Source organism: Sporomusa sphaeroides DSM 2875 (assembly GCF_001941975.2).
Taxonomy (GTDB): domain Bacteria; phylum Bacillota; class Negativicutes; order Sporomusales; family Sporomusaceae; genus Sporomusa; species Sporomusa sphaeroides.
This window is the reverse complement of sequence record NZ_CP146991.1, coordinates 4,703,482-4,716,641: the sequence shown is the minus strand read 5'-3', so window position 1 is coordinate 4,716,641 and position 13,160 is coordinate 4,703,482. Positions and strand designations below refer to the sequence as shown.

Annotated in this window: 15 protein-coding genes; 8 read left to right on the top strand and 7 right to left on the bottom strand. The window is 47.9% G+C overall.

Annotated features, from left to right (window positions below; translation table 11 throughout):
• Positions 1 to 222 precede the first annotated feature (222 nt).
• Positions 223 to 789: a phosphoribosyltransferase family protein gene (locus SPSPH_RS21745; protein WP_075756274.1), complete on the top strand. Its 567-nt coding sequence runs from the start codon at positions 223 to 225 to the stop codon at positions 787 to 789.
• Positions 790 to 838: 49 nt separating this feature from the next.
• Complete coding sequence (locus tag SPSPH_RS21740; protein WP_075756273.1) at positions 839 to 1,789, top strand: phosphoglycerate dehydrogenase; 951 nt, start codon at positions 839 to 841, stop codon at positions 1,787 to 1,789.
• 208 nt (positions 1,790 to 1,997) lie between these two features.
• Here the strand turns inward: SPSPH_RS21740 and ftsH are convergent, their stop codons facing one another.
• The gene (gene ftsH, locus SPSPH_RS21735; RefSeq protein ID WP_075756272.1) at positions 1,998 to 3,818 is read right to left on the bottom strand and encodes an ATP-dependent zinc metalloprotease FtsH; all 1,821 of its coding nucleotides are present in this window, start codon (positions 3,816 to 3,818) and stop codon (positions 1,998 to 2,000) included.
• 157 nt (positions 3,819 to 3,975) lie between these two features.
• Between ftsH and SPSPH_RS21730 the strand changes: the two genes are divergently transcribed.
• Positions 3,976 to 4,839 carry a methylenetetrahydrofolate reductase gene (locus tag SPSPH_RS21730; RefSeq protein WP_075756271.1) on the top strand — a complete coding sequence of 288 codons (864 nt, stop codon included), beginning with the start codon at positions 3,976 to 3,978 and terminating at the stop codon, positions 4,837 to 4,839.
• Positions 4,840 to 5,085: 246 nt separating this feature from the next.
• Here SPSPH_RS21730 and SPSPH_RS23610 read toward each other — a convergent pair whose 3' ends face one another.
• From SPSPH_RS23610 to SPSPH_RS21720, 3 genes are all read right to left on the bottom strand, one after another.
• Positions 5,086 to 5,241 (bottom strand): hypothetical protein, encoded by a 156-nt coding sequence (locus SPSPH_RS23610; protein WP_422397038.1) that lies wholly within the window; start codon positions 5,239 to 5,241, stop codon positions 5,086 to 5,088.
• Positions 5,242 to 5,378: 137 nt separating this feature from the next.
• Complete coding sequence (locus SPSPH_RS21725; protein ID WP_158027079.1) at positions 5,379 to 5,525, bottom strand: hypothetical protein; 147 nt, start codon at positions 5,523 to 5,525, stop codon at positions 5,379 to 5,381.
• Between the two features lie 71 nt (positions 5,526 to 5,596).
• Positions 5,597 to 5,827 (bottom strand): hypothetical protein, encoded by a 231-nt coding sequence (locus tag SPSPH_RS21720; protein ID WP_075756270.1) that lies wholly within the window; start codon positions 5,825 to 5,827, stop codon positions 5,597 to 5,599.
• A gap of 171 nt (positions 5,828 to 5,998) precedes the next feature.
• Between SPSPH_RS21720 and SPSPH_RS21715 the strand changes: the two genes are divergently transcribed.
• The 3 genes from SPSPH_RS21715 to SPSPH_RS21705 all read left to right on the top strand — a co-directional run bounded on the left by SPSPH_RS21715 (position 5,999) and on the right by SPSPH_RS21705 (position 8,695).
• The gene (locus SPSPH_RS21715; RefSeq protein WP_075756269.1) at positions 5,999 to 6,673 is read left to right on the top strand and encodes a hypothetical protein; all 675 of its coding nucleotides are present in this window, start codon (positions 5,999 to 6,001) and stop codon (positions 6,671 to 6,673) included.
• A gap of 109 nt (positions 6,674 to 6,782) precedes the next feature.
• Positions 6,783 to 7,748 (top strand): 3'-5' exoribonuclease YhaM family protein, encoded by a 966-nt coding sequence (locus tag SPSPH_RS21710; protein ID WP_075756268.1) that lies wholly within the window; start codon positions 6,783 to 6,785, stop codon positions 7,746 to 7,748.
• Between the two features lie 182 nt (positions 7,749 to 7,930).
• A complete protein-coding gene (locus SPSPH_RS21705; RefSeq protein ID WP_143558990.1) occupies positions 7,931 to 8,695 on the top strand; it encodes a hypothetical protein in 765 nt (254 codons plus the stop codon).
• A gap of 69 nt (positions 8,696 to 8,764) precedes the next feature.
• On the opposite strand, the gene SPSPH_RS21700 is transcribed toward SPSPH_RS21705, so the two are convergent.
• Complete coding sequence (locus tag SPSPH_RS21700; protein WP_075756266.1) at positions 8,765 to 9,103, bottom strand: hypothetical protein; 339 nt, start codon at positions 9,101 to 9,103, stop codon at positions 8,765 to 8,767.
• Between the two features lie 107 nt (positions 9,104 to 9,210).
• Between SPSPH_RS21700 and SPSPH_RS21695 the strand changes: the two genes are divergently transcribed.
• Positions 9,211 to 10,386, top strand: a complete 1,176-nt coding sequence (locus SPSPH_RS21695; RefSeq protein ID WP_075756265.1) for a DNA polymerase IV — start codon at positions 9,211 to 9,213, stop codon at positions 10,384 to 10,386.
• A 23-nt stretch (positions 10,387 to 10,409) separates the two neighbouring features.
• Here the strand turns inward: SPSPH_RS21695 and SPSPH_RS21690 are convergent, their stop codons facing one another.
• Positions 10,410 to 10,727 (bottom strand): hypothetical protein, encoded by a 318-nt coding sequence (locus tag SPSPH_RS21690; protein WP_075756264.1) that lies wholly within the window; start codon positions 10,725 to 10,727, stop codon positions 10,410 to 10,412.
• A gap of 151 nt (positions 10,728 to 10,878) precedes the next feature.
• Here SPSPH_RS21690 and SPSPH_RS21685 point away from each other — a divergent pair, with 151 nt between their 5' ends.
• Entirely contained in the window at positions 10,879 to 12,006 is a 1,128-nt protein-coding gene (locus SPSPH_RS21685) for a M20/M25/M40 family metallo-hydrolase (protein WP_075756263.1), read from the top strand.
• A gap of 71 nt (positions 12,007 to 12,077) precedes the next feature.
• Here the strand turns inward: SPSPH_RS21685 and SPSPH_RS21680 are convergent, their stop codons facing one another.
• A complete protein-coding gene (locus tag SPSPH_RS21680) occupies positions 12,078 to 13,148 on the bottom strand; it encodes a tetraprenyl-beta-curcumene synthase family protein (RefSeq protein WP_075756262.1) in 1,071 nt (356 codons plus the stop codon).
• Positions 13,149 to 13,160 lie beyond the last annotated feature (12 nt).

Below are 13,160 nucleotides of genomic sequence, written 5' to 3'. Positions count from 1 at the left end.
CGAAAAGCATAAAAACCGATAGAAAAAAGTGAAAACACACCTGGCGTTGATCTGTACAGTTATAAAACCCACCATAAGAAACGGTACTCTCGTTATTTCTCTTCCGGATTATCCTGTTTTGCTTGGTTAAACAAAATATGAATGGCGATTCAAAGTTGTCTCTGTTTGAGGGCTGATCATAGTATGGAACAAACTTTGGAATAGATTGGGGGAAACTGGGAAATGTTGAAAAAGTCCTTCGATAATTGTGACTTGCTAAATATTAATGGTAAGAACTTTATTATTAACGAATTAACAGAACAAATACCTGCTACAACGCCTGCCCTGTTGAAACAAGCAGCTGAAAAGGTAGTAGAACTCTTAAAACTTAATGATGTTAATAAAATCGTAGGTGAAGAAGAAAAAGGAGCGGTCTTAGTTGCTGTTGTCTCATTATTAACTGGCCTTCCCTTTGGGCTTGCTCGTTGGTATCCTTCGGGATTGCGAGGGCAGATTGTAGTTGATTTTTCATGTGAATATACAGACGGACAGATCTTTTTGAATGGAGTTGAAGCTGGAGACCGGGTTGTTATTGTAGATGATATGATTAGTACGGGGGGCACCATGATTGCGTTAATTGATGCAATTCGAAAAGCAGGTGCAGAAATAGTCGATGTAGTTGCTGTTGCAGCAAAAGAAGAGTATGGTGGAATTCAACGGATCAAAGCTGCGACAGGCATTGATGTTAAGACTGTATTAGTCGTATCTGTTTCTGGAAACAAATCTTTGGTTAAGTGGTATGAAGAATAGGAGACATATTGCTTTGCATAAGTAAAAATGTCAGTAATGGAGATGAATTATGAATTGGAATGTATTAGTAACTTCAAGATCATTTGGAACTGTAGGGTCAGAAGCGGTCAATATATTAAAGGCCGCTAACATTCATGTAGATTATATACAAGCAAGTGAATTCGAACGTTGCATTGAGCAATACGATGCCTTAATCATTGGGGCACACGAGTTCACCAGTGACATCATGAGGCGTTGTAATAAACTCAAAATAATATGCAAACATGGAGCAGAAATTGATAATATTCCAATAAAAACAGCACAGGAAATGGGGATTACTGTGACAAATGCTCCGGGAGTTAACGCCAATCCAGTTGCTGATTTGGCTTTTGGTTTACTCCTAACAATTGCAAGACAAATTGCCTATACAAATAAAATTATACATATGGGACAATGGAAAACGGCTACAGGAACAGATATTTATGGGAAAACACTTGGCTTATTGGGATTTGGGTCAATAGGAAAAAATATGGCAAAAAGAGCCAAAGGATTTGATATGAAGGTTTTAGCCTATGATCTTTATGTAAATGAACTTTCTTATGAATATAGTCATGTCAAACTTTGTGGGCTGCACGAAGTGCTACAATGTAGCGATTTTGTATCACTTCATTTACCTCTTACCCCAAATACCAATCAGTTAATTTCCCATAGTGCAATTTCAAAAATGAAAAAAGGAAGTTACTTAATCAATACCGCCAAAGGTGAAATTATCGATGAATATGCTTTGTATGAGGCTCTTGCATCAGGTCATTTAGCTGGGGCGGCAGTTGATGTATGTGCTGTAGAACCCATTCATGCAGAAAGTCCACTATTGACACTAGATAATTTTATAATTACGCCACACATAGGGGTTTATACAAAAGAAGCTATTGCTTCTGTAAGTCGAATATGCGCAAAAAATATTGCTGCAAAATTATGTGGGGGATCAATTGAGTTTAGCGTTACTGATACTAAATTATAATAAATCTGAGTATTTATTATTTGTGGTGAAAGTGTATCTGTGTCGCAAAAAGCATTTTAAAAAACGCGATTTGCGACACCCTTTTGTTCTGGCAGCAGGCTTCACTGACAGAGTGACTGCCGGCGAATGGTTACAGAGATCAAGAAAGTCCCGCAATGCTCACTTACCGCACAGAAATTGCCCAGCATTTGTGAAAAAACACTACCCGCTATGGGTTAGTTGACATTTCCTTTACAATCCGGGTAAGCTGAGCGCCGGAAATAACCTCTTCCTGCTGCAGAAACAGGGAAACCTGATGCAGAACTTCCATGTGTTCGGTCAGGAGTTTGCTTGCTGTTGCCTGCGCTTCATTCAACAAGAGGCGAATTTCCTCATCTATTTCGGCAATGGTTGCAGGGCTTAAATCGCTGCGGCCTGTAGCCCCGCTCTGTAAATAGCTGCCTGCCGTGGTGGCATACCGGACAGGACCCAGCCTGGGGGACATACCGAACTCAGTGACCATTCGCCGGGCCATTTCTGTGGCGCGTTCCAGGTCATTAGCCGCCCCGGTAGAGGCTTCATGAAAAATGATAAGCTCGGCCGCCCGGCCGCCAAGCATTACTGCCAGCCGTGACCGTAACTCATTTTCGCCGATAAGATAGCGGTCTTCTTCCGGCATCTGCATGGTATACCCGAGAGCTCCTTTTGAGGTGGGAATAATACTGATTTTGTGCACAGGATCTGTTCCGGCAAGATAATAGGCCGTAAGGGCATGGCCTACTTCGTGATAAGCCACTTTTTTGCGAATATCCTGAGAGAGGGGCGTTTTTCGCTGTAAGCCGGCTACCACCCGTTCAATGGCTAAGTCAAAATCGCTCATAGCAATGATGTTGGAACCACGCCTGATGGCAAGCAGGGAAGCCTCGTTGGCGATATTAGCCAATTCAGCGCCGGAGAAACCGGCAGTCACTTTAGCCAGTCGTTCCAACTGGACATCATTGCCCAGCGGCATATCGCGCGTATGGATGGTAAGGATCTCCAGGCGGCCTGGTTCGGTGGGCAGGGTTACCTGAATCTGCCGGTCAAAACGTCCCGGCCGTACTAAGGCGGGGTCGAGAATTTCGGGACGGTTGGTAGCCGCCATGATGACCACGCCGGAATTAGCTTTAAAACCATCCATTTCTGCCAGCAATTGATTGAGCGTATTTTCCTGTTCGCTGTTAGTGCCAACTTTGCCAATACTGGTACGGGCTTGTCCAATAGCATCGATCTCATCAATGAAGATGATGCAGGGGGCTTTTTTCTGAGCCTGTTGAAAAAGGTCGCGCACTCTTGCCGCACCAACGCCAACAAACATTTCGACAAAACTGGAGCCGGTAAGAAAGAAGAACGGGACGCCGGCTTCACCGGCGGTTGCCTTGGCGAGCAGGGTTTTGCCGGTTCCGGGCGGACCTGCCAGCAGAACGCCTTTGGGAAGTTTGGCACCAATACGGGTAAACTTCTCAGGCATGGTCAGGTATTCGATAATTTCACGCAGCTCGACTTCCGCCTCGCCAACACCACCGACATCAGCAAACTTGACACCAATCATTTCCCCTTCAATTTCGTGGGCTTTGCTTTTTCCCAGCGACATGGCGTTCGGACCCGCGCCGCTCATACGTTTGAAAATGAAGTACCAAATCAGCAGTAATGGCAATAAGGGGAGAATCCAGCCGAATAGCGAGGAAAATAAACTTTTAGCCGGGGCTTGTGCGGAAAATGCCACCCCTGACTTAATTAGCCGGTCAATCAGGTCAGGGTCGTTGACCGGCACTACGTTAGCAACAGCTTCTTTTTGAGTATCAGTAGTTTTAAGCGAGAAGATAATGCGGTCGCCTGTCAAAATAACCTGATCAATCTTATTTTCAGCTAAGTTTTGGAGAAAGACATGGTAGCTGACTTCGGTTTCCCGCATAACATATGGCTTGTAGACATAATCATTAAATAGCCAAGTGAATACCAGCGCCAGTAAAAAGAATCCTGTAGAAAAATTTCGTTGTTTGTTATCCATGTGTGCCTCCGTTGGTATCAGGGTACTGTAAGGTAGTATATCCGAAACCGCACATATTCGTGCAACAGGGGGTTGATTGACACCCATAGGCAGTCCTGGTAAAATGTGTATAAACTGTAATGGACAAGAGCGCAGGAGCGGTTTGGGAGGATGAAAAATGACATTGATTGACAAGCTGGGTAAATCTTTTGTTTTTACTACCGAACTGGGCGGTATTAACGGCACAGATATTGAGGGGAGTATTGCCAAGCTCAAAGAGTATGACGGGGTGGATGCCATTAATATTCATGACTGCCCTAACGGCAGGCTGCGAATGAATTCGGTGATGGCGGCAGCCATCATTAAACAGGTCGCCGGGGTGGAAACCATTCCCCATTTTACCTGCCGGGACCGCAGCTTGCTGGGAACTCAGGCTGATTTGCTGGGAGCCCATGCATTGGGCATTCGCTATATGCTGCCGACAACCGGTGACGGCCCGCAGCATGGACCGTATCAGTCCGCTGCGGTCTATGATTATAATACGGCCAAACTGATTGAACTGATAAAAAACTTTAATCAGGGGAAAGATGCCAATGGCGAAGCTTTTACCGGGCAGACACAATTTGCCGTGGCGGCGACAGCTACGCCGGGCGCAGCCAATTTGGCGGCAGAAACAGCCAATATGCAAAGAAAAATAAGTGCCGGGGCTGATTTTTTCCAGACTCAGCCGGTATATGACCCGGAGCAGGCCGGCAGGTTTATCGATAAGGCCAAAAGCCTGGGTAAACCGGTATTGTTAGGGTTAATGCCGTTAAAAAGCCTGAAGATGGCGGAATTCGTTAATAAAAATGTTGCCGGCGTGACGGTTCCTGCGCATATCCTCACTGAGATGGAACAAGGCAAGACCGGCTTTGAGATAGCCTGCGAGTTTATCTGCCAGATATACCGGCAAGTAGACGGAATTCATATCTTTGGTATGGGTGATGTGGCGGTAACAAATAAAGTAGTGGCTTTCGCCCGGGAATTGCTAAACCGGCGTTAAAATCGGAATTAACATCTTCCAGTTTGGGAATACTATAGACTAACTTGGAAGATGTGAGGTGATCTTTGCTCTTGATTCGCTTTAGCAATCATCCGCTGGTAATTTTTACAGCATTGCTAATCCTTTATACTATGTGTACTTCGATTTCAGCCATTTTTAAGTAGGTTCTTTGCCTGTGGCTGCATCCGGTATGCAGCAAGTAACATAAAAACACGGCCCGTAGTGGCCGTGTTTTTATGTGATGCTTCAATGTTCTGAGGCTCTGATAGAGTTCCGCAGGTAATTGAGAACCTTCTTACCCTCCTCGGTAAGAACAGCTCCCTTGCCTTGGCAGGCCGGGCAGGATTCTTTGCCGATTTTTCCGGTCCCCTTGCAGGGAGCGCAATGTTGTTCTAACTGCAGCTGGTTTTCGATTGTATAATCCTCCCTTTAGGCTTTTACTTTGAATTTCTCATAGTTAGCCGATAATGTCAAGCTGAAAAAGAAAAAGCAGACCAGGTTACTATTCCATAGCCTGGTCTGCTTTTTTATGCCAGCCATTACTCTGCCGGATGATTGTCCTCAAATACCTTGGGCCGGGGCTTGAGCGGCTGCTCGTATTCCCAGGGACCGTCTTTTTGTTTTACCGGCTTGATTACTTCGAATTTTTCCGTAAAGCTCTGCTGGTCAGATTTGTCAGCCTTCACACTACCACCTCCGGTGTTAGTGTATCCTGATTTTTGTTATTATACGAGAAGCTGAGGCAATAAGCACAAAGCTATGCTTCACTTTCGGCGCTGCCGGTGCTGTCGCCAGGGCAATCGCTTAGATCAGATTCCGGCTCGCTGTCAGGCAGGCGGCCGTTGTTTAGTTGTCCCAGCAGTTCAATAACCTGCTTGTTTTGGGCAATGATAATTTCCTGGTTTTTTGCTATTCGCTCCAGCGGTGCAAGCGCAACTTGAAATTTTTCCACAATGTGCTTAATGATTTTGTCATAAGAAGCCAACATAATACCCCCTTTACGTTCTTGGTATAGTCTATTGCAATTAGCTGGAAAAGGTGAGTATTTTATTAAGAGACTGTCCAGTCGCCATTTACAATGTCGAATTTTGTGATACAATGGTGAACACAGATACTTGGGACCTATTTCTAAGAATACATAGTATTATGAGGAGGTAAAATGCGTAAAATCATCGCAGCACTAACCATGGGACTCGTCCTGACAGCAACTCCGGTTTTGGCATCGCCGACGGCGGTATTTGAACAGGGAGCCATTATCCTGGAACTTGGCAGTACCTTAAATTCCAAGGTAAAGGGCCAAGGCAGTTTCAATGTCGAAGCCGATGGCGATTTTGGCTACAAATATTCGATAACTACCGGCTTAAGCGATAAGTTTGCTTTGCAATACAAACAGGGTTATTTCCGGTCAGAAACAAAAACCATTCTGGTGCCTGGCAAAGGCTCACTGACTACCTATGCCAAGTCTGAGCCAATGGATATAAACTTGCTGTATAAGGTAAATCCTACGATCTCGCTGCTTGCAGGGTATGAACACAGCAAAATTTCTTATGGAAACTATGTTGCTGCTGCTTCCCATTCGACGTTTCATGTTGGGTTAACCGCTACTCACAAACTGGATGATAGGGCTACATTATTTGCTACTGCGGTTAGAGGCAGCGGTGCATCCCTGAATGAAGCAGGTATCAGCTATAAACTGTCTGCGGCCAGTGCGTTCACTGTATCCTACGCAGAGCGTAAGGTGAAAGATGTAGACTTGAAGATACTTACCGCACCAACCCAGAAAGCCGACTATACCATGACAGGCATTACCTGTATGTTTGGCACCAGGCTGTAACACGAAACAAAACAAGTTCTGCACCGTGTGCAGGACTTGTTTTGTTTCACCTCGAATGTATGTAGGATAATTTTTCTAATAAGAGTACAACATGGCAGAGGAGAACGAAATGAGACTCGGGGAAGTAACGAAACATCCCAAGGGATTTAGAATAGCCGGGATCTATCAGGTAGCCAGATTTGAGGTTAAAACCGCCAAAAACGGCAAGGCCTACGGCGATTGTGTTGTGAGTGATCCCAGTTTTGAGATACCGGCAAAATATTGGGATATACCGGCTGAGAGCGCTGCGCTGTTTCAGCAAAACAGCATACTGGGCCTGGAAGCCACGCTGGATTATTTTAAAGAGAGCCCGCAGCTGACGATTGACAGGGTGTATGTGCCTTCGCCGCAGGAAATTGATCAGTCGCTGCAAAGTTTGGGGCTGATGGCCCCGCGGGATATTGGCGGCATGTACCGGCAACTGGAGGATATTATCGCCGGTGTGCGTCATAACAGGCTGCGGCAAATGCTGGTATGGATTTTTTCCACCAACACTTCCTTTGCCAAACAGTTTAAACGCCATCCGGGAGCGGTAAGAAACCACCATGCCTATATTGGCGGCTTGCTGCAGCATACGCTGGAGGTGGCAGAAGCGGCTCTGGATCATTGTGCCCGCAATGACCGGATTAACAAAGACCTGTTACTGGCGGCGGCCCTGGTTCACGATATCGGGAAAGTCCGGGAGATTGCGGTCGATGCCCTGGGACTGCCTGTTGGCTTTACGAAAGAGGGCAAGCTGCTGCGTCATATTTCCCTGGGAATGGAGCTGGTGGGGCAGGCTTGCCGGGAAGCGCAGGTGGAGGAAGAAGTTGATGTAATCCTCAAACACTGTATTCTTTCCCACCATGGACAGGCCGAGTGGGGCAGTCCGGTAGCACCCATGCTGCTGGAAGCCGAGCTGCTGCACTATCTGGATAATCTTAGTGCCAAAACCGAACAATTTGTCCGGGAGCAGGAACGGCTGGAGCCCGGCGACTTTACTAAAAGTTATGTTTTGCGGCGGGAAGTATACCGGACAAGTTTTGCGGGTGACTGACCGGTCTGCGGGCATACTAACAATACCCGCGACAGGCAGAGCAGGAAGTGAACTCGTTTCAGCAAAGCTGAAACAACGGGGGTTCAGGTGGAGAGTCTGCTCCACCTGAACTGACGCCGCCTGTAGAGGCGGGAGTATTGATTCAGAGTATAAGATAAAGAGTATATAATGGTGGTGTTGATTTGATGGATACTAAGCTCTATTACGAACAGGTTGTCCGTGATATATACGAAGCCATCGGACGCGGAACCTCGGTGCAGACGCTTGCTGTCAGGCATAATTCGCTGCTTCAGGGAAAGACTTCAGAGCATCAGACCGATGTCTACTGGGAATTTAACGATGGCGAACTTACCTACAAGACCGTCATCCAGGCCAGAGAAACGGCAACTCTTGATGAACTGTTCGCCCTGCTGCGGATTATCAGGGATATTCCCGGGCAGACAGTAGGGGTGCTGGTTACCCAGCCTGTATATAAAAAAGATATTAAGGATATGGCGGACTCTGCCGGAATTATCCTGTATGAATTGTTTGCGCCTGCGGCTCAGGATATAGTAGAGCCGGTCATTGAGCATGTACGGATTAATGTGGACAAGGAATGGGTCAAACACGAGAAGGAAAAGGCAGGCATCGGTGATGAGCAGGTGCAGGTCATGAAGCAGCCGAAGTATGCCTTTATCTATGACGGACAAGGCCATTGCGTGGATTCGGTACAAGGCATATTTGACAGCTACAGCAAACAGCGCCAGGGAATGCCTGCCGGTGAAAAACAGGCCATTGCCCATACCTTCCACTCACCGGCTTTTTTACAGACAAACCACGCGTTAGTACCTTTTGTCAAACTGACCAGCATTGAATTCGACCTTGAATTTGTAAAGGTCAATGAGTTGCCGGGCGAGGAAATGGTGGAGTACATTTTGTCTAAGGTATTCCGGTATTTCGGCCGGTAATACAGCAGCCGGCATTGCGCCGGTAAGCAAAAAAAGTCCCTGCGGCTTGCCGCACGGGACTTCTTGAGGTTAGTTAAACTTAGTTTCGCCAAACGGGATATTAAGAATTTTATCAAGGCTGTCTGACAGGTGGATATTAAACAGAAAATCCTGCTTATTCATATGTACGGTTTGATTGTTATCAGGCCGGAAATCGATGGCGGTTATCGGCAGTCCGTCACCCAGGTTGATAGACAGGGTGCGATCAGATTTTATCACCATATAGTCAGAAAGATTCAGGAGAGTAGTTACAGGCTTTTCGGTTTTCCGGATGGACTCCGACCAGATAATTGGCTGAATCTGTGCCGAAACAGTGGGAATTAGGGAAACCACAAAGGCTAGTAAACATAAACTAATTTTCCATTTCATGATAAACCCTCCTCCTGCTGAATAAAGTGTATCATATATGGGGTGAAAATCAAAGAAAATAATATGGCCCCAGGGGTTCTATGATATAATGAGCAAGAGGTGAGGTCATGGAGCAAAAGCGGTCTCGCTGGATACTTCATTCAGACGCAGATTGTTTCTATGCCGCGATTGAGCAAAGGGATCGCGGGTATCATGGCAAGCCGGTTATCGTTGGCGGCCTGGAAGGCCGTGGCGTTGTCGCCACCTGCAGCTATGAGGCCCGGCGATTCGGTGTGCATTCCGCCATGTCTATGCGGGAAGCAAAACAGCGATGTCCGCAGGGAATATTTCTATCTCCCGACATGCGGAAATATGCGTATGTATCTGAGCAAATCAGGCAAATCTATGAGAGCTTCTCGCCTTTGGTGGAGCCGCTTTCCTTAGATGAATGCTTTATGGATTTGACAGGCATGGAACTGCTTTATCCGGGCGGCGTCGCAGACATTGCCTGCAGAATAAAAGACCAAATCAGAAAAGAAATAAACATTACCGTATCAATAGGTGTATCGCACAACAAGTTTCTGGCAAAATTAGCATCTGATTTAAAAAAACCGGATGGCTTGGTGATTATCAAACCGGGCGAGGAAATTGACCTCCTGGCACCTATGCCGGTAACCAGGCTGTGGGGTGTCGGTGAGGCAACGGCGCGCAGCCTGAAACATATCGGGGTGAAAACAGTTGCGGATGTACGCACTCTGGATAGCACCGTCCTTGAACGTTTGCTGGGAAAGTACGGAGCCGAGCTGTTTAAGCTGGCCTGGGGCAAGGATGACAGACCGGTAGTGCCGGACAGGGAAGCCAAAAGCATTGGGAGTGAAAACACCTTTTTGCAGGATATATGGTCGAAAGAAAATATCGAGGCAGAATTGCTGGCGCTTGCTGAAAAAACAGGCTGGCGCTTGCGGCAGGCCGGATTAAGCGGCAGGACGGTTACCGTAAAGATTAGGTATTCGTCCTTTCATACCATAACCAGGAGCCTGACCTTGCAAACCCCCGTTAACTTGGATGAAGTGATCTACGAAACAGCGAAAACGATCATGGAGAAGGTCCCCATACAGGAAGGTGTCAGGCTGCTTGGCATTACCGTCTCCCATCTCAGCGAAGGCTGTAATCAACTGGATTTGTTTAATGAAGTAAACGAGAAGCGGGAAAAGGTTACTGCTGTAGTAGATCAGCTCAAGGGACGTTTTGGTCATTCGATAATTATGCGCGGAAAACTGCTGGAGCAAAGAACAAACAAATAAAGCCAAAGCAGCAGGACTGTTACCTACAACCGGGGGCGGCGTGCCAGCCGGTGACGCAGGGTGTCGATAACCTGGCCGGAGTTTAGACCGGTAATATTGAGCATAATAGTGGCAGGATGGTCTGCTATGGGTTCATGATAGTTCCCGATGCTGATATCGGCAGGCTCGGGGTGAGTTGACAGCAGCGCCTCGGTGCCGGGGCGGTAACTGGTGTATAAATAAGCGTCAACTGCCTGTCCGGGCCGGGAATGGCAGGTACTGTCAACTATCCGGAAGCCCTGGGCGGTAAGTTCGTCAGCCAGTCTGGCGCAAGGTGTGGCTAACATGATGGTTTTTGGCATGATAAGCACCCTTTCTGCAATAAGCAGCGAACCAAGTTATTGGGAGCGTCAGCGACGTCAAAACTTGTGTGAGTCGCTTAGTTCCAAGCGGAGCGCGGAACTTCCTATAGTATGACTGGGTGCGTCAATAAATATGTAGGAGGAGTTGTATATGATTAACCGTAAACGGATGCTTGACGAATTTTTCGAACTGGTCCAAATTAAGTGTTCCACCCGGGCGGAACGCCAGGTGGCCGATGTAGTAAAACAAAAACTGGCAGATTTACACCTGGAGGTTTCCGAAGACGACGCCGGTGCCAAGATTGGCGGCAACTGCGGCAATGTACTTGCATACCTTCCCGGCACAGTGGCAGAAGCGCCGGCGCTTCTGTTTACAGCCCATCTTGACTGTGTTGAACCTTGCGGCGGTATTGTCCCGGTGCTCAAAGACGGGATCATTACTTCGGCCGGGGATACAATACTCGGGTCTGACGACAAGTCAGGAGTGGTTGCCATCCTGGAGGCACTGCGTCTGGTCAAGGAGCAAAACATTCCTCACGGTAATATTCAGGTGGTCTTTACGGTAGCAGAGGAAGGCGGTCTTAACGGCTCGAAAAGCTTGAATCCGGCGCTGCTCAAGGCTGATTTCGGCTATGCTCTGGATTCCAGCGGCTTGCCGGGTGAAATTGTCAATATGGCTCCCGGTCAAAACAAGATTGATATTACTGTTTATGGGAAAAAGGCCCATGCGGGTGTTGCCCCGGAAGAGGGCATAAACGCCATTGTATTGGCAGGTAAAGCGCTGGCACAGCTTAAAGACGGACGCATTGATTCGGAAACTACGGCCAATATCGGTGTTATCCAGGGGGGGACCGCGACCAATATTGTGCCCGATGTGGTTGAAATTAAAGCCGAAGCCCGCAGCCGCAATAAAGAGAAATTGGCTGCACAAACCGAGCATATGCGCCAAGTCTTTGAAGAAACTGCCAAAGCGGCCGGCGGCCGGGCCGAAGTAGTTATCGGCAAGGAATATGACGCCTATGTACTGCCGGAAACAGCACCGGTGGTGGTACTGGCCCGCAAGGCGGTGGAAAGTATTGGCCTCAAACCTGTCATTAAGGCAACCGGCGGCGGCAGTGACGCCAACTATTTTAACAGCTACGGGGTGCCGACAGCGGTACTGGGTACCGGTATGTCCAAGGTGCATACCACCGACGAATTCATCAGGGAAGAAGACCTGTACAATATTGGCGAGCTGGCGCTGGCAATTATCAAAACTGCCGGACAGAGCAAGCAGTAAGAGAACCATTACTAAAAACAATAAAGTGAGATTGCTTGGCGTTCGGCGCAGCAAGCAATCTCACTTTTTATTTACAGCAAATTCTTTTTTCTAAGCAAGCGGCATAGTCGGTACATCAAGCGGGGGTAAAGCCCGGCGGCGCGCAGCAGATTGTCGCGGATAGCGCGGGTTGGTGCCACATCGGCTTTGGGGTCGGATAGATACATAGCCAGTAAGCCGTCAACCACTGTCTGGGGAAAGGCTGCCTCCGGCAGCCCGTGGGCCTGAGTCCGGGCCTGCTCGGTAAAGTATGTCAGCCGTGCCAGGGTTTCCTCCGGACTGGTATAATAAAATACGAAATTAAGGTCACCGCCTAACCGGTCTTCGGCCTCATCTATGAAATAATCCAAGAGAATATGCAGGCCGTTAATCCAGGGAAAATAGGCTGCGGCAATTTGGCTGACAGCTTGCGGGGTCAGGCTGGGATTGTGAGCGGCGGCGCTGAGCATAAACATACCCAGCGTGGAGCCGGTGGCGGCCGCAAATTCCCAGGGGGTAAGCTCCGGATAGCCGGGGAGATGCCGGTTTATCCAGGTTAGCATTTTCTCTTCCCGAACCGACGAGTCCAGGTGCTTATAGGTTTGCAGCTCACTGTATAATTCAGCCTGACGGAGAATTTCCGTTTTGACCAGGTGGTAGGACGGCAGCTTTGCTACTTCCTGCCGGCAGGTCATGACCAGCTTGGGCAGGTAGCCGCCATCATCTTTATACGGATAGGCGGCATAATAATCACTAACCGGTCTGTCCGGATCAAGCGCGTCAGTCATGGCCAGATGCAATTGGCGAAAGGCTGCTTCATCGGCAATACCGGCCCGGTCGCACAGGTTATCCAGATAATCGCTGATGGTCTGGAGTGCTACGACCAGCCGGACAAAATCGCGGGTGGGCACTCCTTTGTACAGACTATAGACACTGCCGCCCTGGCAATGAAATTTTTTCGACTGTATGCTGGCCAGAGCCTGGTCGGCCAATTCGCGCATACCATGTTCGGTTGCATAGCTATGCCAATTATCTAATTCATGGTCAACAAGCGGAAATACCTCGCGGATAAATTTTGTTAAAAGTGTAAGACTTGAGGCTGTGGCGGTCAAAGATGGGGGCATACCGTTCCTCCT